This window comes from Nonomuraea coxensis DSM 45129, from assembly GCF_019397265.1.
In the GTDB taxonomy this organism is placed as follows: Bacteria; Actinomycetota; Actinomycetes; order Streptosporangiales; family Streptosporangiaceae; genus Nonomuraea; species Nonomuraea coxensis.
Genome location: NZ_CP068985.1, coordinates 5,485,825 through 5,512,238, shown reverse-complemented (window position 1 = coordinate 5,512,238; position 26,414 = coordinate 5,485,825). Strand labels below are relative to the sequence as shown.

17 protein-coding genes and 1 pseudogene are annotated in these 26,414 nt (G+C 74.1%); 11 read left to right on the top strand and 7 right to left on the bottom strand.

Annotated features, from left to right (window positions below; genetic code table 11):
* Positions 1-77: 77 nt before the first annotated feature.
* Entirely contained in the window at positions 78-2,069 is a 1,992-nt protein-coding gene (locus Nocox_RS25830; RefSeq protein ID WP_020547664.1) for a HelD family protein, read from the bottom strand.
* Positions 2,070-2,136: 67 nt separating this feature from the next.
* Here Nocox_RS25830 and Nocox_RS25825 point away from each other — a divergent pair, with 67 nt between their 5' ends.
* Both Nocox_RS25825 and Nocox_RS25820 read left to right on the top strand, forming a co-directional pair.
* Complete coding sequence (locus Nocox_RS25825) at positions 2,137-2,751, top strand: TetR/AcrR family transcriptional regulator (RefSeq protein ID WP_026215259.1); 615 nt, start codon at positions 2,137-2,139, stop codon at positions 2,749-2,751.
* 207 nt (positions 2,752-2,958) lie between these two features.
* Positions 2,959-4,656, top strand: coding sequence for a SulP family inorganic anion transporter (locus tag Nocox_RS25820; RefSeq protein WP_020547666.1), 1,698 nt, complete (start codon positions 2,959-2,961; stop codon positions 4,654-4,656).
* Between the two features lie 97 nt (positions 4,657-4,753).
* Here the strand turns inward: Nocox_RS25820 and Nocox_RS25815 are convergent, their stop codons facing one another.
* Positions 4,754-5,932 (bottom strand): cysteine desulfurase-like protein, encoded by a 1,179-nt coding sequence (locus Nocox_RS25815; RefSeq protein ID WP_020547667.1) that lies wholly within the window; start codon positions 5,930-5,932, stop codon positions 4,754-4,756.
* A 9-nt stretch (positions 5,933-5,941) separates the two neighbouring features.
* Here Nocox_RS25815 and Nocox_RS25810 point away from each other — a divergent pair, with 9 nt between their 5' ends.
* From Nocox_RS25810 to Nocox_RS25790, 5 genes and pseudogenes are all read left to right on the top strand, one after another.
* Positions 5,942-6,991, top strand: a complete 1,050-nt coding sequence (locus tag Nocox_RS25810; protein WP_020547668.1) for a winged helix DNA-binding domain-containing protein — start codon at positions 5,942-5,944, stop codon at positions 6,989-6,991.
* Positions 6,992-7,046: 55 nt separating this feature from the next.
* Positions 7,047-8,477, top strand: a complete 1,431-nt coding sequence (locus Nocox_RS25805; RefSeq protein ID WP_020547669.1) for a WS/DGAT/MGAT family O-acyltransferase — start codon at positions 7,047-7,049, stop codon at positions 8,475-8,477.
* Positions 8,478-8,493: 16 nt separating this feature from the next.
* Entirely contained in the window at positions 8,494-9,624 is a 1,131-nt protein-coding gene (locus Nocox_RS25800; RefSeq protein ID WP_020547670.1) for a winged helix DNA-binding domain-containing protein, read from the top strand.
* A gap of 167 nt (positions 9,625-9,791) precedes the next feature.
* Positions 9,792-10,742: pseudogene (locus tag Nocox_RS25795) on the top strand (RNA polymerase sigma factor); the annotation flags it as partial.
* A 139-nt stretch (positions 10,743-10,881) separates the two neighbouring features.
* Complete coding sequence (locus Nocox_RS25790) at positions 10,882-11,613, top strand: class I SAM-dependent methyltransferase (protein WP_020547672.1); 732 nt, start codon at positions 10,882-10,884, stop codon at positions 11,611-11,613.
* On the opposite strand, the gene Nocox_RS25785 is transcribed toward Nocox_RS25790, so the two are convergent.
* Positions 11,591-13,639 carry a beta-galactosidase gene (locus Nocox_RS25785; protein WP_033411461.1) on the bottom strand — a complete coding sequence of 683 codons (2,049 nt, stop codon included), beginning with the start codon at positions 13,637-13,639 and terminating at the stop codon, positions 11,591-11,593. The two genes, Nocox_RS25790 and Nocox_RS25785, sit on opposite strands and share 23 nt — an antisense overlap.
* A 1-nt stretch (position 13,640) precedes the next feature.
* On the bottom strand, positions 13,641-15,971 hold the full coding sequence (locus Nocox_RS25780) for a beta-xylosidase/alpha-l-arabinosidase (protein WP_051112795.1): 2,331 nt from the start codon (positions 15,969-15,971) through the stop codon (positions 13,641-13,643).
* A gap of 225 nt (positions 15,972-16,196) precedes the next feature.
* Here Nocox_RS25780 and Nocox_RS25775 point away from each other — a divergent pair, with 225 nt between their 5' ends.
* Positions 16,197-17,210 carry a LacI family DNA-binding transcriptional regulator gene (locus Nocox_RS25775; protein ID WP_211212852.1) on the top strand — a complete coding sequence of 338 codons (1,014 nt, stop codon included), beginning with the start codon at positions 16,197-16,199 and terminating at the stop codon, positions 17,208-17,210.
* Position 17,211: 1 nt separating this feature from the next.
* Here the strand turns inward: Nocox_RS25775 and Nocox_RS25770 are convergent, their stop codons facing one another.
* Positions 17,212-17,727, bottom strand: a complete 516-nt coding sequence (locus Nocox_RS25770; protein WP_020547676.1) for a hypothetical protein — start codon at positions 17,725-17,727, stop codon at positions 17,212-17,214.
* A 200-nt stretch (positions 17,728-17,927) separates the two neighbouring features.
* Here Nocox_RS25770 and Nocox_RS25765 point away from each other — a divergent pair, with 200 nt between their 5' ends.
* The gene (locus Nocox_RS25765) at positions 17,928-18,620 is read left to right on the top strand and encodes a cysteine hydrolase family protein (RefSeq protein WP_246649544.1); all 693 of its coding nucleotides are present in this window, start codon (positions 17,928-17,930) and stop codon (positions 18,618-18,620) included.
* Here the strand turns inward: Nocox_RS25765 and Nocox_RS25760 are convergent.
* The gene (locus Nocox_RS25760) at positions 18,601-21,813 is read right to left on the bottom strand and encodes a GH92 family glycosyl hydrolase (protein WP_211212853.1); all 3,213 of its coding nucleotides are present in this window, start codon (positions 21,811-21,813) and stop codon (positions 18,601-18,603) included. The genes Nocox_RS25765 and Nocox_RS25760 overlap by 20 nt on opposite strands.
* Positions 21,814-21,988: 175 nt before the next feature.
* Here Nocox_RS25760 and Nocox_RS25755 point away from each other — a divergent pair, with 175 nt between their 5' ends.
* Both Nocox_RS25755 and Nocox_RS25750 read left to right on the top strand, forming a co-directional pair.
* Entirely contained in the window at positions 21,989-23,419 is a 1,431-nt protein-coding gene (locus Nocox_RS25755; protein WP_020547679.1) for an acyl-CoA carboxylase subunit beta, read from the top strand.
* A gap of 24 nt (positions 23,420-23,443) precedes the next feature.
* Positions 23,444-23,653, top strand: a complete 210-nt coding sequence (locus Nocox_RS25750) for a DUF5988 family protein (protein WP_020547680.1) — start codon at positions 23,444-23,446, stop codon at positions 23,651-23,653.
* 33 nt (positions 23,654-23,686) lie between these two features.
* On the opposite strand, the gene Nocox_RS25745 is transcribed toward Nocox_RS25750, so the two are convergent.
* Positions 23,687-26,401 (bottom strand): helix-turn-helix transcriptional regulator, encoded by a 2,715-nt coding sequence (locus Nocox_RS25745; protein ID WP_020547681.1) that lies wholly within the window; start codon positions 26,399-26,401, stop codon positions 23,687-23,689.
* Positions 26,402-26,414 lie beyond the last annotated feature (13 nt).

The following is a 26,414-nucleotide window of genomic DNA, read 5'->3' as shown; positions in this document are numbered from 1 at the left end:
TTGTCGAGCCAGGTCAGCCCGCCGCGTCCCGCCTGGCGACCCAGGTCATCCCGCCTCGTTCGGCCGGGCGAGCCAGGTCAGCCCGTCGCGTCCGGGCGGGCGAGCTGGGGCGGGAGCGGTCGCGCGTGCACGACGTCGAGCCGGGACACGGCCCGGGTGAGCGCCACGTACAGCCGGTTGAGCCCCCGCCGCTCGCCCTCGGCGATGGCGGCCGGCTCGGCGACCACCACGTGGTCGTACTCCAGCCCCTTGACCAGGGACGCCCCCACCACGCTGAGCCGGCCGCCGAGGTCGAACCCCTCGTCGCGCAGGGCCGCCGCCAGCTCCCCGGCCCCCGGATCGGCGGCGATCACCCCGATCGACCCCTCGAACCCGTACGCCTCCCGCACCGCCGCCACCACCCCCTTCCCCAGCTCCTCGACGGCGCTCACCCGCACCCGCCCGTCCGGCCGGTACGACCGCGTCGGCGGCACGTCCACCTCCAGCGCCTCCAGCAGCCCGTTGGCCAGCTCCACCACCGCCCCCGGCACCCGGAAGCCGGTCGTCAGCGCCACCACCTCGCCCCCGGGCTTGCCGAGCAGCGCCATCCGCTCCGGCCACGAGGCCGCCGCCCACAGCGTGGTGCCCTGGGCGAGGTCCCCGAGCACGGTGAGCGAGCCGTGCTCGCTGCGCCTGGCCACCGCCCGGCACTCCATCGGGGACAGGTCCTGGGCCTCGTCCACGATGACGTGGCCGTAACCGCGCGGCCGTTCGACGAGCCCGGCGATCTCGTCGAGCAGCACCACGTCCGCGGCCGTCCACCGGGCGCTCCTGACGCTGCGCGGCGGCCTGGCCCAGGTGATGGCGGCCCGTTCGGCGCCGGTCAGCACTCCGCGCGCCGGGTCGGCGCCGTCCTCCGCCGGGCCGCGCAGGACCTCGTACAGGACCTCCACCGGCTTGACCGGCGGCCACAGGGCGTCCAGGGCGGGGGCGAGCGCGCGGGCCGTCTTCCGGGTCCAGGCGGCGGTGGCGTTCACGCCGCGCGCCTCGGCCTGGCGGCGGACCGCGGCGAGCGCCCTGGCGTGCACGCGCTCGCGGCCCACGCCGTAGGGGAGGGAGGCGCGGCGGGCGTCCTCGACGATGCGGCGCAGCTCGTCCACCTGGACCCGCCACCGGTAGGAGCCGTCGGCGACGGCCACCGGCTCGACCGGCTCGCGGACGCGCCCGTACAGCGCCCTCCGCAGCACCTCCGCCATGCGGGCGTCGTGCTTGACGGCCGCCGCCTCCTCGCCGTCGGCCGCGGTGACGGGGACGGTCGCGAGCAGCCGCTCCAGCGTGGTCTGCTCGACGTCCACCTCGCCGAGGGCGGGCAGGACGGCGGAGATGTAGCCGAGGAAGGCGCGGTTCGGGCCGAGGACGAGCACGCCGCCGCGCTCCAGGCGGCGGCGGTGGGCGTAGAGCAGGTACGCGGCCCGGTGCAGGCCCACCGCGGTCTTGCCGGTGCCCGGCGCGCCCTGGACGCAGACGCTCACGTCGAGCCCGGCGCGGACGAGGTCGTCCTGCTCGGGCTGGATGGTGGCGACGATGTCGCGCATGGGGCCGACGCGGGGGCGTTCGATCTCGGCGGCCAGGAGCTGGCCGCCGCCCTCCTCGCCCTGGTCGAGCCGCTCGTCCTCGTACGAGGTCAGCGTCGTCCCCGACCAGCCGAACCGGCGGCGCACGGCGACGCCCTGGGGGTCGCGGGCGCCGGCGCGGTAGAAGGCCCGCGCGACCGGCGCGCGCCAGTCGACGACGACGGGCGGCCCGCCGTGCTCGCCGGCGATGTGCCGCCGCCCGATGTGGTACGCGCGGCCCCGGTGCTCGGCCGAGTCCTGCCCGAAGTCGAGGCGGCCGAAGAACGGCGGGCCTTCGGGCTCCTCGCTGAGCTCCTTGGCGAGGCTCTTGAGATGGCGGCCCAGCCGCTCGGCGCTGTAGCGGTCGCCGGCCACGCTCTCGCCGACGATCACGTTGTCCCGCGCGCCCTCCAGCATGCGGCGGAGGCCCGCCCGGCAGCGTTCGACGTACGCGCGCTCCTCGTCGAGCGTCCCCATCGCGCCTCCTCAAAGTCTTAACTCGGTCAATAACTTGACCAGGTTAACACTTTGCTAGAGTGATCTCGTGACGGGACTACGGGAGCTTCAGCGGCAGCGCGTGCGCGAGGCCATCTCCGCCGCGGCGATCGGGCTCTTCCTGCGCCGGGGCTTCGACGAGGTGCCGGTCACCGAGATCGCGGCGGCGGCCGGCGTGTCCAAGCCGACGCTGTTCAAGTACTTCCCGACCAAGGAGGACCTCGTCCTGCACCGCATCGCCGACCACGAGGGCGAGCCGGCGCGCGTCGTGCGGGCGCGGGCCGAGGGGGAGTCGCCGATCGAGGCGCTGCGCCGCCACTTCCTCGACGGGCTCGCCCGCCGCGACCCCGTCACCGGGCTCAACGACCATCCCGAGGTGGTGGCCTTCCATCGCCTGGTGTTCTCGACGCCGGGCCTCCAGGCGCGGATGTTCCAGCAGATCTCCCGCGACGAGCGGGCCCTCGCCGACGCCCTCGCGGAGGCGGGAGGGCCGGACGACCTGACCGCCGCGCTGCTCGCCGCCCAGGTGCTGGCCGCGCAGCGGGTGCTGGCCCGCCGTATCTGGCAGTGGCTCGCCGACGGCCGTCCGCTGGACGAGGTCGAGCCGGAGGCTATTGACGCCGCGAACCGGGCATTCTCCTTGTTGGCGATTAAGGGTTATTAATCCGGTAATGCAGCTTTCCGCTGTGCGCGAGACGGCCGGTGTTCAGCCAGGTCGCCCCGGGTGTGCTTGATATTCTGAACAGCGCCTTGACGCGGTACATAGTCACGCAGCGGGCGTTTCTGGATTCTCTTGACCAAAAGGAGCGAAAATGGAAGGCTCATTTACGGATAAGTACGATTACCGTACGATTCTGAAGGACCACGGATCGTGACGGGCGTCCGGCTCTCCTTCGCCTGGGCGCGCCTGCGCGCGGTCCTGCCCGACCCCGCCGACCTCGCCGCCATGACCCGCACCCCGCGCCGCGACCTGACGGCCGGGCTCACCGTGGCGATCGTCGCCCTCCCGCTCGCGCTCGGCTTCGGCATCAGCTCCGGCATGGGCGCCGAGTCCGCCCTCGCCACGACCGTCGTCGCCGGGGCGCTCGCCGCCTTCTTCGGCGGCTCACGGGTCCAGGTGTCCGGCACCAGCGGCGCCATGACCGTCATCCTCATCCCGATCATGAGCGTCCACGGCGCCGCCGGAGTGCTCACCGTCGGCGTCCTGGCCGGGCTGCTGCTGATCATCCTCGCGCTGGCCCGCGCGGGCCGCTGCATCGCGCTCGTGCCCGCCCCGGTGGTGGCCGGGTTCACCGTGGGCGTGGCCTGCGTGATCGGGCTGCAACAGCTCCCGTCCGCGCTCGGCGTACCGGCCAGCGGCCACGACAAGGTCGCCGTCGTCGCCTGGCACGCCCTGCTCGACTTCCTGGCCCGCCCCCACTGGTGGGCCATGTCCGTCACCCTCGCCGTGGCCGCCGTGCTGCTCGTGGGGGCCAGCCTGCGGCCCAGGGTGCCGTTCTCGCTGCTCGCCGTGGTCGTCGCCGCCGTCGTCGCCGAGGCGGCCGAGCTGCCGCTGGCCCGCATCGGCGCCCTGCCCGCCGGGCTGCCCGCGCCGTCGCTCGGCTTCCTCGACCCGGCCGCGCTGCCGTCGCTCGTCGGGCCGGCCGTCGCGGTGGCCGCCCTCGCCGCCCTGGAGTCCCTGCTGTCGGCCTCGGTCACCGACGGCATGACGCGGGGCCCGCGGCACGACCCCGACAGGGAACTGTTCGGGCAGGGGGTGGCCAACCTGGTGGCGCCGCTGTTCGGCGGCATGCCCGGCACGGGGGCGATGGTCCGCACCGCGGTCAACGTCCGCGCCGGCGCCCGCTCACGGCTGGCGGCGCTCTCGCACGCGGCCATCCTCGCCGCCATCGTCTACGCCGGTGCCGGGCTCGTGTCCAAGATCCCGCTCGCCGCGCTGGCCGGCGTGCTGGTCGCCACGGCCATCCGGATGGTCGAGGTCGACACCGTCCGCGCCCTGTTCCGCTCCACCCGGTCCGACGCCTTCGTCCTGGTGCTCACCGCCGTCGCCACGCTCCTGCTCGACACGGTGCTCGCCATCGTCGTGGGGCTCGTGGTGGCGGGGGCGCTCGCGCTGCGCACGCTCGCCCGCAACGCCCGGCTCGACGCCGAGCCGCTGCGCCACGAGGAGCACCTGCAGCACACCGAGGACGAGCACGCGCTGCTCGCCGAGCACATCGTCACCTACCGGCTGGCGGGGCCGCTGTTCTTCGCGGCGGCCCACCGGTTCCTGCTGGAGCTGTCGGCGGTGACCGGCGTGTCGGTGGTCGTGCTGCGCCTGTCACGGGTCACCAGCATCGACGCCAGCGGGGCGCTGGTGCTGGGCGACGCCATCGAACGCCTCGAACGGCGCGGCATCCTCGTCTACGTCTCCGGGATCCCGGACGGTCACCACCAGCCGCTGGAGGCGGTGGGGGTGATCGCCCGGCTCAGCGAGGCGGGCCAGGTCTTCGCCACCACGACGGAGGCCATCGCGGCCGCCCGCGACCGGCTCCGCACCACCGGCATCCTGCCCCGCCTCGCCGGCTGACCCCCCACCCACCCCGGCCCCGGACTGGACGGCCGGGGTCGGGGAGTTGCCTGTCCGGGCAGGGGGGCGGGGGTGGTCAGGTGAGTGCCGGGGGTGGTCAGGTGAGTTGGGCGATGCCGTTCAGGAGGCGGTCGACGTCGGAGCGGTCGTTGTAGGGGGCGAGGCCGGCGCGTACGGCTCCGCCGGTGTCGCGGATGCCCATCGAGCCCGTCAGCTCCCAGGCGTAGTTGTGGCCGTTCCAGACGTTGACCCGCAGCCGGGCCAGGTGCTCGGCCACCTCGCGCGGCGTCCGCCCGGCGACGTTGAAGTACGCGGTGGCGGTGCGCCGGGCCGGCTTGCCGTACACGGTGACGCCCGGCAGCGTCTCCAGGCCCTCGATCAGGACACCGAACAGCTCCAGCTCGTGCTCCTCGGCCGCCGCCATCGAGGCGAGCAGCCGCTCGCGCCGGTTGCCCGTGCCCGGCACCATGGCCGCCAGGTGGTCCACGGCGGCCGTCACGCCCTCCAGGTCGGCGAAGGCCGCCGTGCCGAGCTCGAACCGTTCCGGCACCGTGTCGGGGGAGGAGGCCAGTTTGTCCGGCCGCAGCGTCTCCAGCAGCGCCGGGTCGGCCACCACCGCGCCGACGTGCGGCCCCGACCACTTGTACGCGCTCGTGGCGTAGAAGTCCGCGCCGAGCGCCCGCATGTCGACCGGGCCGTGGGCGGTGGCGTGCACGCCGTCCACGTACATCAGCGCCCCCGCCCGGTGGGCGATCCCGGCGATGGCGGCGACGTCGGGGCGGGTGCCGATGATGTTGCTGGCCGCGGTCACGGCCACCACGCGGGTGCGCTCGTTGACGAGGCTCGCGTACTGCTCGACGGGCAGCTCGCCGGTCACCGGGTCCACCTCGGCCCAGCGCACGGTGGCGCCGGTCTGCGTCCAGGGGCGGACGTTGGCGTCGTGGTCGAGCCGGGAGACGACGACCTCGTCGCCGGGCCCGGCGACGGCCCGGGACAGGCGGTAGGTGAGGGTGGTCATGTTGGGGCCGAGGATCACGCCGCGGGGGTCGCCGCCGACGAGGTCGGCCACGGCGGCGCGGCAGGCGGCCACGATCGCGTCGGAGCGGTGGCTGGCGGGGAACGCGCCGCCCACGTTGCCGATCCCGCCGCGGTAGGCGTCGGAGATGGCGTCGATCACCGAGCGCGGGGTCTGCGTGCCGGCGGCACCGTCGAGGTAGGCGTAGCCGTCGTTGAGAGCGGGGTAGCAGGCGCGTACCGCTTTGATGGGGAAGGGCATGATAGGTAAATGCTCACCCTCCGCGACCTCAACCGTGCGACCTTGGCCCGGCAGCACCTGCTCGACCGGCACGAAGGCGACGTGACGGACGTCGTGCACCGGCTGGCCGGGTTGCAGGCGCAGGAGCCGCGGCCGCCGTACCTCGGGGTGTGGTCGCGCCTGGCCGGGTTCGAGCGCGACGGGCTGCACGCGGCCCTGCACGCCGGGACCGTGCTGCGGGCCACGATGTGGCGGGCCACCCTGCACCTGGTGACGGCGGCGGACTTCGCGGCGTTCCGGCCGCTGCTCGCGCCCGTGCTGGCCGCCGCGGCGCGCCGCTTCGACGGGTACGACGCCGCGTCCGTGGTGGCCGCCGCCGAGCGGATGCTGGCCGAGCGGCCGCACACGTTCAACGAGCTGCGCCCGCGGCTGCTGGAGGAGTTCCCCGGCGCGAACGACCGGGCCCTCGGGTACGCGGTGCGCATGCTGACGCCCCTCGCCGTCGTGCCGACCGAGGACCGGTGGAGCTTCCCGCGCGACCCCGCCTTCGGCCCGCCCGGCCTCGTTCTGGACGCGGAGCCCCGCCCGCAGGCGCTCGTCGAGCGCTACCTGGCCGCGTACGGCCCCGCCACGCCCGCCGACGTGCAGGCCTGGTCGGGGCTCGGCGGGCTGCGGCCGGTCATGGAGGCGATGGAGCTGGACCGGCTCGCCGGGCCTTCCGGCAAGGAGCTGTTCGACCTGCCGGGCGCGCCCCGGCCGGGCGGCGACGTGCCCGCGCCCGTGCGCTTCCTGCCCGACTTCGACACCCTCGTCCTCGGCCACGCGGACCGCACCCGGCTGCTGGCCGACGCGCACAAGGGCCTGGTCACCACCAAGAACCTGCGGGTGCGGGCGGTCGTCCTGGTGGACGGGTTCGCGGCCGGGACGTGGCAGGTCAAGCGCTCGGGCAGGAAGGCGACGCTGCTGGTCACCCCCTTCGAGGACGGCTTCCCGCGGGACGCGGTGGCGGAGGAGGGCCTGCGGATGCTGGCCTTCGCCGAGCCGGACGCCGCCACGCACGACCTGAAGCTCGTGACCTGACCCGGCTTGTCCCGCCGGGGGGAGTCTGGTTTGTTCGGGAGGGAGGTGGTACGCCGTGCCGCAGCTCACCGCCCTGGACGCGCAGTTCCTCAACATCGAGACCGCCACGAACGTCGCGAACATCGCCGGCCTCGCCATCCTGGAGGGCGAGCTCGGCCGCGCCGACCTGCAGGCCCTGCTCGAACGGCGGCTGCCGTACGTGCCCGCCCTGCGGCGCAGGCTCGCGCCGGTGCCGTTCGGGCTGGACCACCCGTACTGGGTGCAGGAGGACGACCTCGACCTCGACTACCACGTCCGCGAGATCGGCCTGCCGCGGCCCGGTGACGAGCGGCAGCTCGCCGAGCAGGTCGCCCGGCTGCACGCCCGCCGCCTCGACCGCGGCCGCCCGTTGTGGGAGATCTACCTCGTCCACAACCTGTCCGGCGGGCGCACGGGCCTCTATACCAAGATCCACCACGCCGCCGTGGACGGCATGGGCGGCGCGGACGTGCTGGCCGCGCTGCTCGACACCACCCCCGAGCCGGCCCCGCCGCCCCTGGCCGGGCCCGAGCGGGACGAGCCGCCGCCCGGCCCGGCCGAGCGGGTGGCGCGGGGCCTCGCCAGGCTGGCGGCCAACCCGGCGCGGGCGGTCCGGTTCGCCGCGGCGGCCCTGCCGGCCCTGGACGAGATCCCCGTCGTGTCGTGGCTGCCCGGCACCCGGCTGCTGTCCGGGGCCGCCCGCAGGCTGGCCGGAGCGGGAGGCGCGCCAGAGCTGCCCGTCCTGCCCGCGCCGAGGACGCCGTTCAGCGGGCCGGTCTCACAGCACCGGCGTTTCGCGTACGTGTCGCTGCCGCTGGAGGAGGTCAAGGCGGTGCGCAAGGCGTTCGGCGTCACCGTCAACGACGTGGTCATGGCGGTGTGCGCGGGCGCGCTGCGCGGCTGGCTGGCCGGGCACGGCGGCGTGCCCGGCCGGCCGCTGGTGGCCGGGGTGCCGTTCTCGCTGCGCGAGGCGGGCGTGCCGGGGCCGGGGAACCAGGTGACGATCATGACCGCGCCGCTCGCCACGCACGTAGCCGACCCCGTCGAGCGGCTGCACGAGGTGCGCGGGGCCATGCGCCGGATCAAGGACCGCTTCGCGCTGGCGCCGGCGCGGTGGCTGCGCGAGTTCAGCGCGTCGATGCCGGCCGCCCTCATGGGGCTGGCCGCGCGCTCGGCGTTCGCGCTGGTGGGGGAGACGGTCCCGCCGATCAACGTGATCATCTCGAACGTGCCCGGCCCTCAGTTCCCGCTCTACGTGTGCGGCAACCTGCTGCTGACCCACTATCCGGTCTCGGTGATCACGGACGTCAGCGGCGGCGTCAACATCACCGCCTTCTCCTACCATGGCTCGCTCGACATCGGCGTCGTCACCGACCGCGCCATGATCCCCGACGCCTGGGAGCTCGCCGCGCACCTGCGCGCCGCCCTCGACGACCTGCTGAACGCGGAATCATCCTTGCCGCGTTGACGCCTACGGTCGGTGCATGATCCTCGACCGCCGGGTGCTCAACCGTACGACCCTGGGCCGCCAGCTCCTGCTGGAGCGCGCCGCCCTGCCCCCCGCCGAGGCCGTGGCGCGGCTGGTCGCGCTGCAGGGCCAGGAGATCGACGCGCCGTACGTCGGGCTCTGGTCGCGCCTCGCCTCCTTCACCCAGGACGACCTGACCGCCCTCCTCCATGGGGCGCGGGTCGTCCGGGGGACGCTGCTGCGCGCCACCCAGCACCTCGCCCTCGCCGACGACTACGTGTGGCTGCGCCCGCTCGTGCAGCCGGTCCTCGACCGGATGAGGAGGGGCGCCTTCTCCCGCGACCTCCAGGACGTGGACCCGGCCGAGCTCGCCGAACTGGCCCGCGCTCACCTGGCGGACGCGCACCGCGACGGGCGCGTCCTCACCCGGCCGCAGCTGCGCGACCTGCTGCGCGAGAGGTGGCCGCAGGCCGGCCCGATGGCGCTCGGCTACGCGGCGCAGACGCTGCTGCCCATCGTCCACACCCCGCCGAACGGCGTCTGGGGCCGGGGCGGCGCGACGCCGTTCACCCTGGCCGAGGACTGGCTGGGCCGCCCCATGGACGACCCGCTCGGCCCGGAGCCCGCCGCCGAGCGCCTGGTCCGGCGGTACCTGGCCGGCTTCGGGCCGGCGTCGGTCATGGACGTGCAGTCCTGGTCGGGACTGACGCGGCTGCGCGCGGTCATGGAGCGCATGCCCGACCTGCGGACCTACCGGGACGAGACCGGCCGCGTCCTGTACGACCTGGCCGGGCTGCCGCTCGCCGACCCCGGCACCCCCGCGCCCGTGCGTTTCCTGCCCTGGTTCGACAACCTCGTGGTCGCCTACGCCGACCGCGGCCGGCTCATGACCGCCGAGCAGCGCAAGGCGGTGTGCGTCGGCGCCGTGATCTACCCCACGTTCCTCGTCGACGGATTTGTCGGCGGCATGTGGAACCTTGGTGGAGGGGTGCTGACGGCCGAGCCCTTCCATCCGCTGCCCGCCCGGGTGCGCGAGGAGGTGGAGGCCGAGGGGGCGCGCCTGATGGCGTTCGCCGGCGTCGAGGAGGGGAGGTTCACCTGGCTGCCGCCCAGGGCGGACCGGCGCGCCGGGAGCTCGAGGGGCTGAGCGTGCTGTCGAGTCGTTCCTGTTGGGTAGCTTGGAGGTGGGCGGCCCGTGCGGCCGGTGGTTGTTTCGTGAGGTCCGAGGTGGCGATGCCGTAGTCCGTTCTCACCACGTGTTCCGTGCGTCCGTCCCATGCGAGCGAGGAGAAAGTCTTGTCCGAAGCAGCAGAGGTTCTAGAACTGGACGACACCAGCGCCGACGGCGGTGCGCCCGTCGGCGCCGACTCGGTCAAGGCCTACCTCAAGGAGATCGGCCGGGTGCCGCTCCTCACCGCCGAGCAGGAGATCGACCTCGCCAAACGCATCGAGGCCGGGCTGTTCGCGCGCGAGCGCCTCGACACCGAGGCCGGGCTCTCCGACGAGCTGAGAGGCGATCTGGAGTGGATCGCCGCCGACGGCGTCGAGGCCAAACGCCGCATGCTGGAGGCCAACCTGCGGCTGGTGGTCTCCATCGCCAAGCGCTACACCGGCCGCGGCATGCTCTTCCTGGACCTCATCCAGGAGGGCAACCTCGGGCTGATCCGCACCATTGAGAAGTTCGACTACCGCCTCGGCTACAAGTTCTCGACGTACGCGACCTGGTGGATCAAGCAGGCGATCACCAGGGCCATGGCCGACCAGGCCCGCACCATCCGCATCCCCGTCCACATGGTTGAGCTCATCAACAAGGTCGCGCGGGTGCAGCGCCGCCTGCAGAGCGACCTCGGCCGCGAGCCGACCCCGGAGGAGATCGCCGCCGAGACCGACCTCGACCCCGAACGGGTCGTCGAGGTCCAGGGCTACGGGCGCGAGCCCGTCTCGCTGAGCATGCCGCTCGGCGAGGAGGGCGACAGCGAGTTCGGCGACCTCATCGAGGACACCGAGGCCGTCTCCCCGGCCGAGGCGGTGTCGTTCACGCTGCTCCAGCAGCAGCTCCACCACCTGCTCGACCAGCTCTCCGAGCGGGAGGCGGGCGTCATCACCATGCGCTACGGGCTGGCCGACGGCAAGCCGCGCACGCTCGACGAGATCGGCAAGGTCTACGGCGTCACCCGCGAGCGCATCCGGCAGATCGAGGCCAAGACGATGTCCAAGCTGCGCCACCCCTCCCGGTCGCTGGCGCTGCGCGACTACCTGAGCTAGCCAGGACACGGGTGTTCCGCCGGTGGCGAGAAAGGCTGCGCAAACAAGCACTCAAAGTGCCGCAAGGGCCCGCTGACCGCACCGGCGGCTGACCTACGTTCGTAGGGTGAGACGCACCCGATCGAGCCTCGTCCACCAGATGGCCTACGCCGCGGGCCACCCGCACCGGATCGCGCCGCACCTGCGGCGCCTGGCCCGCGACACCTGGTACCGCCTGCGCACCCGCGACCACATCGCCTACTACCGCCGCGTCATGCGCTCCGACACCGCCCGCGACCCGGAGGGCGCGGTCGGCTCGCACACGCACAAGCGCTGGCTCGCGCTCGGGCGCACCCAGTTCGACTACCTCGTCCGGCACGGGCTCAAGCCGGAGTGCCGGATGCTGGAGATCGGCTGCGGCAACCTGCGGGCCGGCCGGCTGTTCATCGACTACCTGCACACCGGCAACTACTACGGTCTCGACATCTCGCCCGACATCCTCATGGCGGCCCAGGACACCCTCGTCCGCTACGGCCTGCGGGAGAAGCTGCCGCACCTGACGCCGGTCCGCGACCTGCGCCTGGAGTTCCTGCCCAGCGAGTTCTTCGACGTCGTGCACGCCCACAGCGTCTTCTCGCACTCGCCGCTGGAGGTCATCGAGGAGTGCTTCGCGCACGTGGGCCGGGTGATGAAGCCGCAGGCGCACTTCGACTTCACCTTCGACCGCACCGAGGGCCGCGAGCACCAGGTGCTGCGCGAGGACTTCTACTACCGCACCGAGACGCTGGTGGAGCTGGCCGCCCGCCACGGTTTCACCGCGACGTTCATGGCGGACTGGGAGCCGCTGCACAAGCAGTCCAAGCTCCGCCTCACCCGGCGGCCGGAGGCGTGAGAGCCGATCGGCGGGCGATCCTGACGACCGCCGCGCCGAGCGGCGCCAGCTCCACCCGCCCGGCCACGGCCCGGCCGGTGAGCAGGTCCGTGCCGTCCGTCTCCAGAGGCACGGACGCGCCCGACTCGCCGCTGTGGTTGAGCAGGAACACGTACTCGTGGGTCTCGTCCCCGCGCACCGCGCACTCCACGTGGGCGGGGACGCCCGCGAAGCGCGTACGCACCCCCGCCGCCTCGACCGTGGCCGCCACCAGCTCGTCGAAGGCCGCCTGCTCCAGCAGGGTCGCGACGTAGACGACCCGCCCGGCGCCGTAGCGGTTCTCCACCACGGCGGCCCGGCCGGCGAGCAGCCCGTCGGCGTAGGTGGCGAGGGCCGTGCCGCCTTCGAGCCGCAGGTCCTCGCGCCACCAGGTGGAGGTGGCGGTGCGCCCGCCCATGAACTCCACCGTGAACCGCTCGTCCGGCCTGGCCGGCCAGTACTCGTCGATCTTCGCCCCGATGAGCTCGCGGAACGCGCCCGGGTACCCGTCCGGCCGCACCCGGTTGTCGGCGTCCACGACGCCGGAGAAGAACGACATGAGCACGGTGCCGCCGGCCCGCGCGAACCCGGTGACCCGCCGCACGCCCTCGTCACCCATCAGGTACGCGTTCGGCACCACCAGCACCTTGTACCCGTCGAGCGGCGCGCCGGCCGGCACCACGTCCACCGCGTGGTGCCGCTCCCACAGCGGCGTGTAGTGCCGCATCACCGTGCCGGTGTAGCCGAAGTCGCTGCGCGGCAGCCCGAAGACCTCCTCCAGCCCCCACCAGCCGTCCCAGTCGAACAGGATCGCGATCTCGGCCCGCGAGGTGGTCCCGGCGACCGGGGCCAGCAGCCTCAGCTCCCGCCCCAGGTCCTTGATCTCCCTGAACGTCCGCGAGTCCGGGCCCGAGTGCGGCACCATCGCCGAGTGGAAGCGCTCCTGCCCGCCCCGGCTCGCCCGCCACTGGAAGAACATCACCGAGTCCGACGCCCGCGCCAGCGCCTGCAACGAGCCGAGCCGCATCCGCCCCGGCTCCTTGACGACGTTGAGCCGCCACTGGCTGACGGCGCTGCTCGACTGCTCCATCAGTAGCCACGGCTGCCCGCCCTTCAGCGAGCGGAACAGGTCGAAGTTGAACGCCGCGGGGACGTGCGAGCCGGGGTCGGCGGGGTCCGGGTAGATGTCGAGCGCCGCCGCGTCCTCCTCCGGCGCCCACCTCCAGTAGTCGGCGTGCCGGAAGAAGCGCATGAAGTTGGTCAGCACCGGCAGGTCGTCGCGGAAGGAGCGGACGATGTCGCGCTCGGCGACGAAGCACTCCAGCAGCGCGTCGGAGGTGAAGCGCTTGAAGTCGAGCCGGCGGGTGGGGTTCATCCAGGTGCGCGGGATGTGGGGGACGTCGATCTGCTCCCAGTCGGTGTAGACCTGGCCCCAGAAGCGGGTGGTCCACGCCTCGTTGAGCCGGTCGAGGGTGCCGTACCTGCGGCGCAGCCAGCGGCGGAAGCTCACGGCCGCGGCCTCGTTGTAGGCGGTGGGGCCGTACTCGTTGCTGATGTGCCACATCGCGAGCGCCGGGTGGAAGGAGTAGCGCTCGGCCAGCTTCGTGGTGATCGCGGCGGCGTGGCGGCGGTAGATCGGCGAGGAGGGGTCGTAGTGCAGGCGGTTGCCGAAGCCGAACGGCTGGCCGTCCTCCCTGACGGGGAACACCTCGGGGTGCAGGTGCGTCAGCCAGACGGGCGGCGCCGCGGTCGGGGTGGCCAGGTTGACGGCGATGCCGTTGTCGTGGAGGAGGTCCATGACCTCGTCCAGCCAGCCGAACTCGTACGTGCCGGGCTCCGGCTCCAGCGACGCCCACGCGAACACGCCCAGCGAGACCAGGTTGACGCCCGCCTCGCGCATCAGGCGCACGTCCTCCCGCCACACCTCGCGGTCCCATTGCTCGGGGTTGTAGTCGCCGCCGTAGGCGAGGCCCCCCATGCGGGCGCGGAAGGCGTCCATCCGGCTCATGTCACACTTCCCGCTCGACGGTCACGGCGGTCAGGCGCGGCTCCTCGCCGGTGATCTCGTGGACGGGGCCGGTCAGCGTCACGTCCCGCTCCTCGATCACGTCCCGCGCCGACCGGCGGAAGGACAGCCCCACCGCGCCGGGCTCCACGATCCGCCGCCCGTCGCGGCCGGTGAAGGCGAGCAGCCTGGCGGGCACCTCGAAGCCGACCCGGGCCCGCTCGCCGGGGCCGAGCTCGACGCGGGCGTACCCGACGAGCTGGGCGACCGGCCGGGTCACCGAGGCGACGCGGTCGGTGGCGTAGAGCTGGACGACCTCGGCGCCGCGCCGGTCGCCGGCGTTGCGCACGGTGACCGAGCAGCGGATCGGGCCGCCGGCCGGGGCCTCGGCGTCGGCGGTCATGTCCGCGTAGCCGAAGGCCGTGTAGCTCAGCCCGTGGCCGAAGGGCAGCGCGGGCGCGGGGTCGACGTTGCTCACGGAACCGGCCCCGCCGAGCCTGGGGTGCAGGTAGCTGTAGGGCTGGCCGCCGCTCGCTCGCGGCAGGCTCATCGGCAGCCGGCCGGACGGGTTGACGGCGCCGCTCAGCACCCGGGCGATCGCCCCCGCCCCCTCCTCGCCGGGGAAGAACGCCTGCACGACGGCGGCGGCGTCGCGGAGCAGGCCGGGCACCGCGTACCCGCGGCCGGTCATCAGCACCACCACGACCGGCGTGCCGGTGGCGATGACCGCCTCGGCCAGCTCCCGCTGCGCGCCGGGCAGCTCCAGGCTCTCCACGTCGCAGCCCTCGCCGGACGTGCCGCGGCCGAACAGCCCCGACCGGTCGCCGAGCACCACCACCGCCACGTCGGACGCGGCGGCGAGCCGGGCGGCCTCGGCGATGCCGGAGCGGTCGCCGTCGTCCACGCCGGTGCCGCGCGCGGTCTCGATCACCGCGCCGGGCAGCTCCGCGCGCAGCGCCTCCAGCAGCGTCGGCGCGGCGATCCCCGCCTCGACGCCGGGGAAGTGCGGCAGCACGTGCTGGACGAAGGAGTAGCAGCCGAACAGCGCGGCCACCTCGTCGGCGTTCGGCCCGACCACGGCCAGGCGGCGCCCCTCGCAGGGGCCGAGCGGCAGCACCCCGTCGTTGGACAGCAGCACGACCGACTCCTCGGCCAGCAGCCGCGCCACCTCGCGCGACTCCGGCCCGTCGAGGTCCACGGGCTCCGCCGGCTCCGCGGGCTCGTCCGCCGTGGGGCCGTCGTCGAGCAGCCCGAGCCGCGCCTTCTGCCGCAGCACCCGCAGCAGCGCCCGGTCCACCAGGTCCTCCCCGACGCGGCCCGAGAGCACGGCGTTCCTCAGCGGCTCCAGGTACGCCACGCCGGTGGGCAGCTCGACGTCGATGCCCGCCGTGAGCGCCTGCACGGCCGCGTCCTCGGCGTCCTCGGCGACGGCGTGCAGCGTGTGCAGGAAGGCGACGGAGAAGTAGTCGGCCACGACCGTGCCCTCGAACCCCCACTCCTCGCGCAGGACCCTCGTCAGGTAGTGGGCGTCGGCGGCCACCGGGACGCCGTCGATCTCGGCGTAGGAGTTCATGACCGAGCCCGCGCCGGCGTCGCGCACCGCCACCTCGAACGGGAACAGCAGCGTGTCGGCCACCTCGCGGGCGCCGGCGTGCACCGGCGCGAGGTTGCGGCCCGCCCGGGAGTTGGAGTAGCCGACGAAGTGCTTGAGCGTGGCGATCACGCCCGCCGACTGCAGGCCGCGCACGTAGGCCGCGCCGATGGTGGCCACCTCGTACGGGTCCTCGGAGACGCACTCCTCGACCCGCCCCCACCGCTGGTCGCGGATGACGTCGAGCACCGGTGCCAGCCCCTGGTGGACGCCGAGCAGCCGCATGTCCGCCCCGATCCGCGCCGCCATGCGCTCGACCAGCGCGGGATCGAACGACGCCCCCCACGCCGGCGGCACCGGGTAGACCGTGGCCCGCCAGGCGGCGAGGCCGGTCAGGCACTCCTCGTGGGCCAGCGCGGGGATGCCGAGGCGGGTCTCGCGGCGCAGCCACCGCTGGCGGGCGGCCAGCACGCCGCTCGCCCACCCCGGCTCGACCGGGCGGGTGCCGTAGTGGCGGGTGACCTGGCCCAGGCCGTCGCCGGCGAACGCCTCGAACTCCACCTCCTCGCCCTGCATCGAGTCCTGCAGCGGCGCGACCACGCCCTCGTCGCGGTTGACGTTCAGCCACACGCCCACGAGCTGGGCGAGCTTCTCGTCCAGCGTCATCTCCGTCATCAACTCACGGACCCGCCGCGCGCGGCGTTCCTCCAGCTCGGACGCCGGCTGCTCCACACGTGCAGGCATGACCCCTCGAAGTCGTCCCAGAAGCTCTTACAGAAGTCGGTCGGAAAGTTTCTGTTTAACTTTCCGAAATATTACTGTGACATTGCCGAAGCGTTACGGTAGGCTCCTGCCCGGGATACTGTCAACAGGTCTCCGGAAGAGCGGCAGGCTCGCGGTAACCGCAGCTCATCGGGGATGTCAGGATTTCCGATACTTTCCGAAAAGTTGTGGAGGTGCGAGATTTCGGTGCGCCGAGCCACGCTCGCGGACGTCGCGGCGGCAGCCGGAGTGTCGGTGCCCACGGTGTCCAAGGTCCTGAGCGGCAAGAAACACGTCTCCGCCGCCACCAGGGACAAGGTCCTGGAGGCGGTGCGCGCCTTCGGCTACGAGGCCCCGCGCCCGCCCGCCACGCCCCGCGCCGGCATCGTCGACATGCTCATCGACGGGCTCGGCTCGCCGTGGGCGCACGTCGTCGTCGACGGCGCGGAACGGGCCGCCGCCCGCTGGGGGTTCTCGCTCGTCGTGACCTCCTCCGCGCGGTCCGACTTCGACCTGCGGCGCTGGATCGGCATCATGCGCAAGCGCGGCACCGACGGCATCGTGCTCGTGCTCTCCCGCGCCGGCGCCGAGGAGATCAGGGCCATCGAGGAGCTGCTGCACGTCCCGCTGGTCCTGCTCGACCCGGTCGGGCAGCGCGACCCGCGCCTGTCCGCCGTCGGCGCCACCAACTGGAACGGCGGCGTCCTCGCCACCACCCACCTGCTGGAGCTCGGCCACACCCGCATCGGCTTCATCGGCGGGCCGCTCGACATCCAGTGCACCCTCGACCGCTACGAGGGCTACCTCGCCGCCCACCGCACCTTCGGCATCGAGCCCGACCCCGGGCTGACCCGCTACGGCGACTTCCTCGTCTCCGGCGGCAAGCGCCACGGGGCCGAGCTGCTCGACCGCGACGACCCGCCCACCGCCGTCTTCGCCGGCTCCGACCTCCAGGCCGCGGGCGTCTACCAGGCGGCGGCCGAGCGCGGCGTCCGGGTGCCCGCCGAGCTGTCGGTGGTGGGCTTCGACGACTCGCCGCTCTGCGAGACGATGTCGCCGCCGCTCACCACCGTCCGCCAGCCGCTCGACGACATGGCGAACGAGGCCGTGCGGCTCATCAGCGAGGAGCTGACCCACCCGCGCGGCCCGGCGGGGACCCGCATCGAGCTCGCCACCACCCTCATCCCGCGCGCCAGCACCGCCCCGCCCGCCAAGGGCTGACCTAGTTGGCGCAGTCCTGGGTGTTCAGGGCCAGCGCGATCTCGTAGACGCGGTTCTTGGCGTTGACCAGGAACGCGTAGTACGCCTTCGGGTTGCCGGGGACCTTGGCGTACGGGTAGCCGCTGGCGGCGGTCCTCAGGCCGGGGTAGGCCTTCTTGAGGCTGGTGAGGGTGGCGCCCACGCCGATGCCCGCGGGGGTGCGGGCGCCCTTCGGGGCGAAGATCATCGCGACGCCGCGCTTCTTCGAGATGTAGAGCCCGACCGCGTCCTTGCCGGCCGGGTGCGCCTTCAGCTCCCACCCGGTGCAGGTGGTGGAGTCGAAGGCGCGCTTGTACCTGATCTTGCCCGTGGCCTTGGCGGCCTTGGCGCTCATGCCGAGCCGGACGCCGCCGTAGCCGTGCGGGCCGAAGGTGCCCTTGGCCGTCGCGGCCTGTGCGGCGGGGGCGGTGCCGGCCAGCAGGAGCCCAGCGGCCAGCGTCGCCGCCAGCGCGGCGCGAGCCGTCGTGTGTGGTGTCATGCACGGTACGACGGCCGAATCCGCCGTCAGGTTCACGCGGATCCGGAGGAGCCGCCGGCTCACCCCTGAGCCGGCCCGGTCGGCCGCGCCGGCGGTCTGGATGCGGCCTCCCGGGCGCCGGTCACACCCTCCGCTGCCCGCGGCCGGGCAAAGACAATCCTGCCCGCCGTCCGGAAGTGGTCAACGCCCAGGAGCGGGCCGTGGCCGGGGGGTACACCACGGGCGTGACCAGCACGTCCTACGAGATCGGCCGGACCGCCGTCCTCCTCGTCGACCCGTACAACGACTTCCTGTCCGAGGGCGGGAAGATCTGGCACCGGGTACGGGAGATCGCCGAGCGGGTGAACCTCCTGGCCCACCTGCGCGCGATCACCGCCGCCGCCCGGGAGGCCGGGATGCTCGTCTTCATCGTCCCGCACCGGCAGTGGCGGCCCGGCGACTACGACGACTGGGACCATCCCAACCCCACCCAGCGCGGCATCCAGGAGCGCCACTCCTTCGAGCGGGGCACCTGGGGCGGCGAGTGGCGCGACGACCTCGTCTCGCCGGGCAGCGACATCGTGGCCAAGCAGCACTGGGCGCAGAGCGGGTTCCCCAACACCGACCTCGACCTGCTGCTGCGCCAGCACGGCATCACCCACGTGATCCTCATCGGCCTGCTCGCCAACACCTGCGTCGAGTCGACCGGCCGGTACGCGATGGAGCTCGGCTACCACGTCACCCTGGTCAGGGACGCGACCGCGGCCTTCAGCGAGGAGCTGATGCGCGCCGCCCACGAGCTCAACGGGCCGACGTTCGCGCACTCCGTCACGACGACCGCGGACCTCCTCGCCGCGATCAGGTCGGCGCGCGGCGAGGAGGAGGACCGTCAGGTCAGGCGAAGGCCCAGGTGAAGATGTGCATCTGGCCCTCGTCCACCGGCGCGAAGGTCAGGCTCCTGACCCGCTTCGCCGGGTCCAGCGGGATCGGCTGGGCGGCGTAGACGTAGGTGTTGATGGGGTGGAGCTCCCACGAGCCCCAGTACAGCCGGTAGGGGGTGGTCGCCACGATCTCGTTGCCGAAGCTCGGCTGGTCCTGGTTCCAGTCGAGGATCCAGTCGCTGAAGCCGAGGACGGCGCTGCTCGTCGTGCCGTCGGTGTAGGTGATCGTCACCTTCGACTGAGGGTCGCCGTGCGTGCCCGAGCCGAGGAAGGCGATCCGGCTCGCGCCGGCCGGGGCGGCCACCTCCAGCGGCTGCGTGCCCGGCCGGAGGTTGTCCCACTCGCCCTTCCGCCGGTCCGGCCAGGTGAAGCGGAAGTCCTTCCAGGTCACCGCCTCGCCGGGACGCAGCCCCGCGCCCGCCAGCGCCTGCCCCGCGTAGCTGAACCCGGCGCCGTCGAGGTTGGCCTCGCCCTGCGCGCTCTCGTCGCCGATGCCCGCGTTGTTGTGGTGCCACTCGGGGCTGCCGCGCCGGGCGACGTTGAGCCGTACGGAGGCCACGGTGTCGCCCACCGTCACCGGCACCGTGACGAAGCCGGTGGCGAGCGAGGCGGACACCGTGACGGTCAGCGCGACCCTGGCCTGGCCGGAGGCGGCGACGTTGAGCGTGCCGCCCGGCGGCGACACCGTGACGCCGGCCGGCGGCCTCGCCTGCCAGGCGAGCGTGGCCGCGCCGCCGAGCGAGCGGACCGCCAGCTCGGCCTTGAACACCCCGCCCGGCTCCACCGGCCCGCTGCCCGGCGCCATCCCCGCGAGGTAGGGCCGCGAGCCCTGCGCGAACGAGGGCGGCGCGTCGGCGGCGGAGGCGCCGAACGACGGGGCCGGGCTCGTGCCCACGGTGACGTCGAGCCGCCCGCCCCCGGTCGCGAACGTCTCAGGCAGCCACGCCTTCGCCGTCGGGACGCCGTCGACGCGCAGGGCGCGGACGTACCCGCCGGCCGCGCCGGGCGCGTTGACCACGATGTCGCCGGCCGGGCGGTCGATCGTCACCCGGTCGAACAGCGGCGTGCTCACGAACAGTTCGGCGCGGCCGGGGATCGCCGGGTAGAGGCCGATCGCGGACCACACGTACCAGGAGCCCATCGCGCCCAGGTCGTCGTTGCCGACCAGGCCGTCCGGGCCGGGCCCGAACAGCTCCTTCTGCGCCCGCCGCACCACTTCCTGCGTCTTGTGCGGCTTGCCCAGCCAGGCGTACAGCCACGGCGAGGACAGCGCCGGCTCGTTGCCGAGGTAGGCGTAGGGCCGCGCCGGGCCGGCGTTCAGCTCCTTGAAGTAGGCGTCGAGCCGGGGCTCCACCTTGGCCGCGCCGCCCATCGCGGTGAACAGGCCCACCGGGTTGTACGGCACCATCCAGTGGTACTGGGCGCCGTTGCCCTCCATGTACACGTCGGGATGGGCCGGGTCGAACGGCGCCTTGAACGAGCCCTCGCCCATCCGCGGCTGGATCCAGTCCTCGCCCGGGTTGTACATGCTCTGCCAGGCGGCCTGCGCCCGCTTCATGAACTCGCCGGCCGTCACCCGGTCGCCGAGCCGGGTGGCGAGCTGGGCGATGCCGAAGTCGGCGGCCCCGTACTCCAGCGTGGCCGAGGGGTCGTACGGGACGTGGCCCTTGCTCATGTAGGCCGCGTTGCCTGGCCGCTCGTCGTAGCCGAGCAGCGGATGGCCGATGTCGCGCGGGCCGACCCTGCGGGCGGCCTCCGCCATCGCCTTGAGCGCCGAGGCGAAGTCGAAGCCGCGGGCGCCGAAGGCGTACATGGTGGACAGGATCACGTGGTACGGGTCGCCGACCATGACCCCGGTCACCGCGTTCTGGTGCGACCAGCGGTCCCAGACGTTGCCGAGGGCCTGGGCGTTGTCGTACATGGACTGGGCGATGTCGCTCGCCACGTCGGGCGCGAGCAGGGCGAGGAGCTGCACCTCGCTGCGGTAGATGTCCCAGCCGGAGAAGGTGGCGTAGTGGTGGCGGCCGGGCGCGACGGTGCGCGGTTCGCCGTCCATGCCGGTGTAGACGCCGTCCACGTCCTCGAACACGTACGGCTGGAGCAGCGCGTGGTAGAGGTTGCTGTAGAAGGTGCGCCGCTGGGCGTCGGTGCCGCCGCCGATCCGCACCTGGCCGAGCCGCCGGTCCCAGACCGCGGCCGCCTCGGCGCGCACCTGGTCGAAGCTCTTAGCGCCGATCTCGGCGGCCAGGTTCTTCGCCGCGCCCGCGAGGCTCACGTACGACAGCCCGACCCGCATCTGCACCGGCCGCGCGGGATCGAACTGCAGGTACGCCCCCGACCCCGGCCCGTCGACGACCACGTCGTCCTGGGTGACGACGTCGCCGCGCACCCGGGCGGCGCCGGCGTTGGCCACCGTTCGCGCCCCCGGCCGCACCTCGTCGTCCTTCCAGGTGCCGAAGGCCGTGAAGGGCTGGTCGAAGGTGGCGCGGAAGTAGACCTTGTAACGCATGGGCGGGCCGCAGAAGCCGCCCGTCTGGACCCACCCCTCGACGGCGTCGCCGCTGATCCTGGTCTCGCCGTCGTCCACGCCGTTGATCGAGCCGCTGGTGTTCAGCAGCAGCGTCCCGGGCTTGCCCGGCGGGAAGGTGAAGCGGCCGACGCCCGCCCGCATGCTGACCGAGAGCTCGGTCCTGATCCCGGTGTCCAGGGTGGCGCTGTAGAAGCCGGGCGCGGCCCGCTCGCCGGAGTGCGCGAACGTCTGGACGTAGTCCTCGCCGTGCGTGGCCGGCGAGCGGCCGATCGCGCCGGAGAACGGCAGCACCGGGAAGTCCTGCGCGCCCGTGCAGCCCGGCCCGGACAGGTGCGTCATCGAGTAGCCGCGCAGCCGGTTGTCCTCCCACCGGTAGCCGCCCCCGGCGTCGGCGACCGTGTCGGGGCTCCACTGCATCATCCCGAACGGCAGCACCGCGCCGGGGAAGGTCATCCCGCCGCCTCCGCCGTGGCCGAAGTCGGCCGCCGCCTCCTTGGTGCCGTGGAACACGTTGACCAGCGCGGCCGGATCGCGCACCATGTCGACGTCCTGGGCGGCGGCCGGGATCACCGGCCCCGCGGGGAACGCCGCCCCCACGACCAGGGCGGCGACGACGGGTAAGGACCAAACAGACACGACGGGCCTCCAAAGGTGGGGTCGAGGCCACCCAACCGGGGGCGTCCGCGGGGGTCAACGAGCAGAAACGACGGCCGGAAGCTGCCACAGGGGACGGCCCCGCTAGGGGTTGGCGGGGCCGCGCGCGGCCGCCACTGTCGCAAGTACCCGTGTCCCGCCGGCGTGAGGAAGTGCGATGACGGTCGTGTCCCCGGTGCCCGTGCACCCCGTGCCGCCCGCCGGCCCCAGGGCCCCGTCGGCGCGCCTGGCCCGCCTGCTCGACCCGGACGGCGCGGTGCCGCTGCACCGGGCCGACGACAGCGGCGTGCTGGCCGTGCACGGCACCGTCGGCGGCGCCCCCGTCGTGGCGTACTGCACCGACGCCCGCCGCATGGGCGGCGCGCTCGGCGCGGCCGGGGCCGGGCACATCGTGGCCGGCATCGAGACGGCCGTGCGCGAGGGCTGCCCGGTGATCGGGGTGTGGCACTCCGGCGGCGCCCGGCTCGCCGACGGCGTGGAGTCCATGGACGGCGTGGGCCGCATGTTCGCCGCCATGACGTGGGCCTCCGGCGTCGTGCCGCAGCTCTCGGTCGTCCTCGGCCCCGCCGCGGGCGCGGCGGCCTACGGCCCGGCGCTCACCGACCTCGTGATCATGGCCGAGGCCGGGCGGGTCTTCGTCACGGGCCCCGACATCGTGCGGGACGTCACCGGCGAGAGCATCGACATGGCCGGGCTCGGCGGCCCGGAGGCGCACGGCCGCAAGTCCGGCGTGGCCCACGTCCTGGCCGGGGACGAGGACGACGCCCTGCACCGCGCCCGCCGCCTGACCGGCCTGTTCACCCACCGTGGCCGCTCCGATCTGGCCGCGCTCGCCGAGCCGCGCGACCTGCGCGACCTGCGCGCCCTGCTGCCCGACTCGCCGCGCCGCGCCTACGACGTGCGCCCGCTGGTGCGCCGGCTCCTCGACGCCGACGGCTTCGAGGAGCTGCAGCCGCGCTGGGCCGCCAACATCCTGACCGGCCTCGGCCGGCTCGGCGGCCGGACCGTCGGCGTGCTCGCCAACAACCCGCTGCACAAGGGCGGCTGCCTCGACTCCCTGTCGGCGGAGAAGGCCGCCCGCTTCGTCCGCATGTGCGACTCGCTGGGCGTGCCGCTCGTGGTGCTGGTGGACGTCCCCGGCTACCTGCCGGGCGTGGGCCAGGAATGGGGCGGCGTCGTACGCCGGGGCGCCAAGCTCCTGCACGCCTTCGCCGAGTCGGTGGTGCCGCGCGTCACGCTCATCACCCGCAAGGCGTACGGCGGGGCCTACATCGCCATGAACGCCCGCTCGCTCGGCGCGACCGCCACCTTCGCCTGGCCGGGGGCCGAGGTCGCGGTCATGGGCGCGGAGCCGGCGGTCGGCGTCCTGCACCGCAAGGCGCTGGCGGCGGCCCCGGAGGAGGAGCGCGAGGAGCTGCGCGCCCGGCTGGCCGAGGAGCACCGGCGGACCGCCGGCGGCGTCGAGCGGGCCGTGGCCCTCGGCGTCGTGGACGAGGTCATCGCCCCGGAGACCTCGCGGCTGCGCCTCGCCGAGGCGCTCGCGCGGGCCCCGCGCGCCCGCGGCCGCCACTCCAACATCCCGCTGTGAGCACCGATCGACAGGAGGCGCACCATGTCCCAGATCAGAGTCGTCCTGGTCGGCGGCCCGGCCGGGCTGCCCGCCGAGCGGCGCGTGCAGAGCGTCGGATCCGCCGGCGACCCGGTCAAGCTGCCGCTCGGCGCCGGCTACGAGCACTTCCGGCACCAGGGCGAGCGCACCACCGTGGACGGTGAGGAGGCGCTCGTCTACCGCTGGGTGATGCGCACGGCCATCGCCGAATGACGCCTCCGGGGCCCCCGCCCGGGGCCCCGGAGCTCACACCTGCCCGCCGACCAGCTTGGCGGGCAGGTCCGCGCGCCGGGACACGTTCAGCTTGCGGTAGACGCGGGTGAGGTGCTGCTCCACGGTGCTGACCGTGATGTAGAGCTTGGCGGAGATGTCGCGGTTGGAGTAGCCGTCGGCGGCCAGGGCCGCCACCCGCCGCTCGGCGTCGCTGAGGATCGGCTGGACGCCCGCCGCGTCGCCGTCGTGCTCGCCGTCCGGCGACAGCGCCTGGCTCAGCCCGTCGGCGTGGCACTCCACGGCCAGTGAGCGGGCGCGCCGGGTCAGCATCCCGGCCCGGCGGTACTCGCCGATCGCGTGGTACGCCTGGATGAGGTCGAAGAGCGTACGGGCCAGCTCGTAGCGGTCGCCGCCGCTCTGCAGCAGCTCCGCCGAGCGGCGCAGCAGCATCACCCGGTGCCGGCTCTCGCCGGTGGCCGCCAGCACCCGCATCGCCATCCCCTGCACCCGCCGCGAGCGGCGGTCGCAGCGGGCGAGCTGGTCCTCCAGCAGCAGCCGCGCCTGCTCCTGGTCGCCGAGCCGGACCAGGGCCTCGGCGGCGTCCACCCGCCAGGCGATGAACTCCGGCGCGTCGAGCCGCCACAGCGCCATCAGCTCGCCGCACAGCCGCAGGTCCCGCAGCGCCTGCTCGGCCTGCCCGGCCGTGAGGGTGAAGCGGGCCTTGCCGTGCAGGTAGAGCAGCCCGAAGCGGGTCTCCAACATGGCCTCGGGCACCGGCTGGGTGACGTACGGCAGGCACTCCTCGTGCCGCGACATGGCGGCGCCGGCCAGCAGCAGCGCGCCCAGCGGGCCGCCCACCGCGACGCCCCAGCTCCCCGGCGGGATGATCTCCAGAGCCTGCCGGGCGTCCCGCGCCGCGGCGGCCAGGTCGCCGGTGCGCAGCCCGATCTCGGCGCGGATCGCCGACAGCCTGGCCCGCCTGCTCGGGGCGTGGCGGGAGACGGCCTCCTCGACGAAGGCGTCGCACCACGGCGCCGCCCGGTCGGCGCGGCCGGAGTAGGTGAGCGTCAGCAGCGCGCTCTCGACCGTGTCCATGGACATCTCGTCCAGGCGCGAGCCGCGCAGCACCCGCTCGGCGACCGCCACCGTCTCCGGCCTCGGGGCCTCGGTCAGCGCCCGGACCAGCGCGTTCGCGGACTCGATGCGGCGGCTGACGCCGAGCGAGTGCGCGGCGCTGTTGGCCTCCTCGGGGCTCGCCTCCGGCAGGTGCGGGAGGAACGACGGGCACGCGCCGCGCAGCCAGGCCCGCGCCACGGCCAGCTCGGCCAGCCCCTCACGGTCCAGCCCGTCCAGCTCCCGCAGGTGGTGCAGGACGTCCTTGGCGTCGGCCACGTGGCCGTGCCACAGCAGCGCCTTGGCCAGCACGACGGCGTCGCCGCCGCCCAGGTGGCCCTTGTGCAGGGCCGCGGTCAGCTCGGCCAGGTGCCCGGCCGGCGTGCTCGGGTTGATCCGCCAGGCGGCCCGTACGAGCTTGGTGGCGATCCTCGCCCGCCGCCGCTCGTCGCCGCAGCCCTGCCAGGCCAGCTTCAGGTACTCGATCGCGGCCTCCACGCCGCCGTCGCGCAGCGCCAGCGCCGCCGCGTCCTCCAGCACCGACAGGGCCCACGGGTCGCTCGCGCGGCCGGACAGCAGCAGGTGCTCGGCCACCACCGCCACCGGCGCGCCCTCGTCGTGGGCCAGCTCGGCGGCCCGCCGGTGCAGGTCCGTACGGTCGCCGGGATCGAGCGCGGCCAGCACCGCCGCGCGGGCCCCGTCGTGCCGGAACCGGCCGCCGGCCAGCAGCCCGGACCGGTTGAGCGCCTGCAGCGCCCGCGCGGTCGCCGCCTCGCCCCGGCCCACCAGCCGGGCCACGCCCTCGGGCTCGCCCAGCACCGCGAGGCCGCGGGCGGTGAGCAGCAGCTCGGGATCGGTGCCGTGCAGGCAGGTCAGCACCGCCTCGGCGTACCGCTCGCCGGGGCCGCCGCCGGACGTGAAGTCCTCCAGCAGGGCGTCGACCAGGAGCCGGTTGCCGCCGCTCAGCTCGTGGCAGGCGGCCCCGAACCGCCCCGCGGCCTCCTCGCCCGCCCGCTCGGCCACCCGCCTGGCGACCGCCTCGGCGGACAGGTGGTCCAGCCGGACCGGGCGGCAGTGCGGCTGGCGCAGCAGGTCGGCGTGGAGCAGCGACCGCTGGTGGGCGTGGTGGTCGGGCGCGGCGAACAGCAGCATGATCTTGGCGTACTTGATCCGGCGCGCCAGGTAGGTGAGGCAGAGCTGGGAGGCGCGGTCGGTGTGGTGGGCGTCGTCCACGGCGACCAGCAGCGGGCAGCGCTCCGACAGCTCCAGCAGGATCGTGCAGAGCGCGTCCACGATCTGCACGTCCACGTGGTCGAGGGTGTCGCCGGTCAGCTCGGCGCGGGCGCCCTCCTGCAGCAGGCCCAGCGTCACCGCGCGGTGCTGCTCCATCATCGGCGTGTTGTGGACGAGCTGCGAGATCACGCCGAGCGGCAGGTCGCGCTCGGCGCGCGAGCCGGTCGCGGCGAGGGGCAGCGCCCCCTGGTCGAAGGCCTGCTCGGTGAGGCCGTAGAGGAGATGGCTCTTGCCCGTCGCGATCGCCCCCGTGACGACCGCGATGCGGCCGCGGCCCGCCACCGCCTCGTCCAGGAGCTCGCGCAGGAGGGTCATCCCCTGCCGCTGGTTGTGCTCGGCCATGACGGCCCTCCTC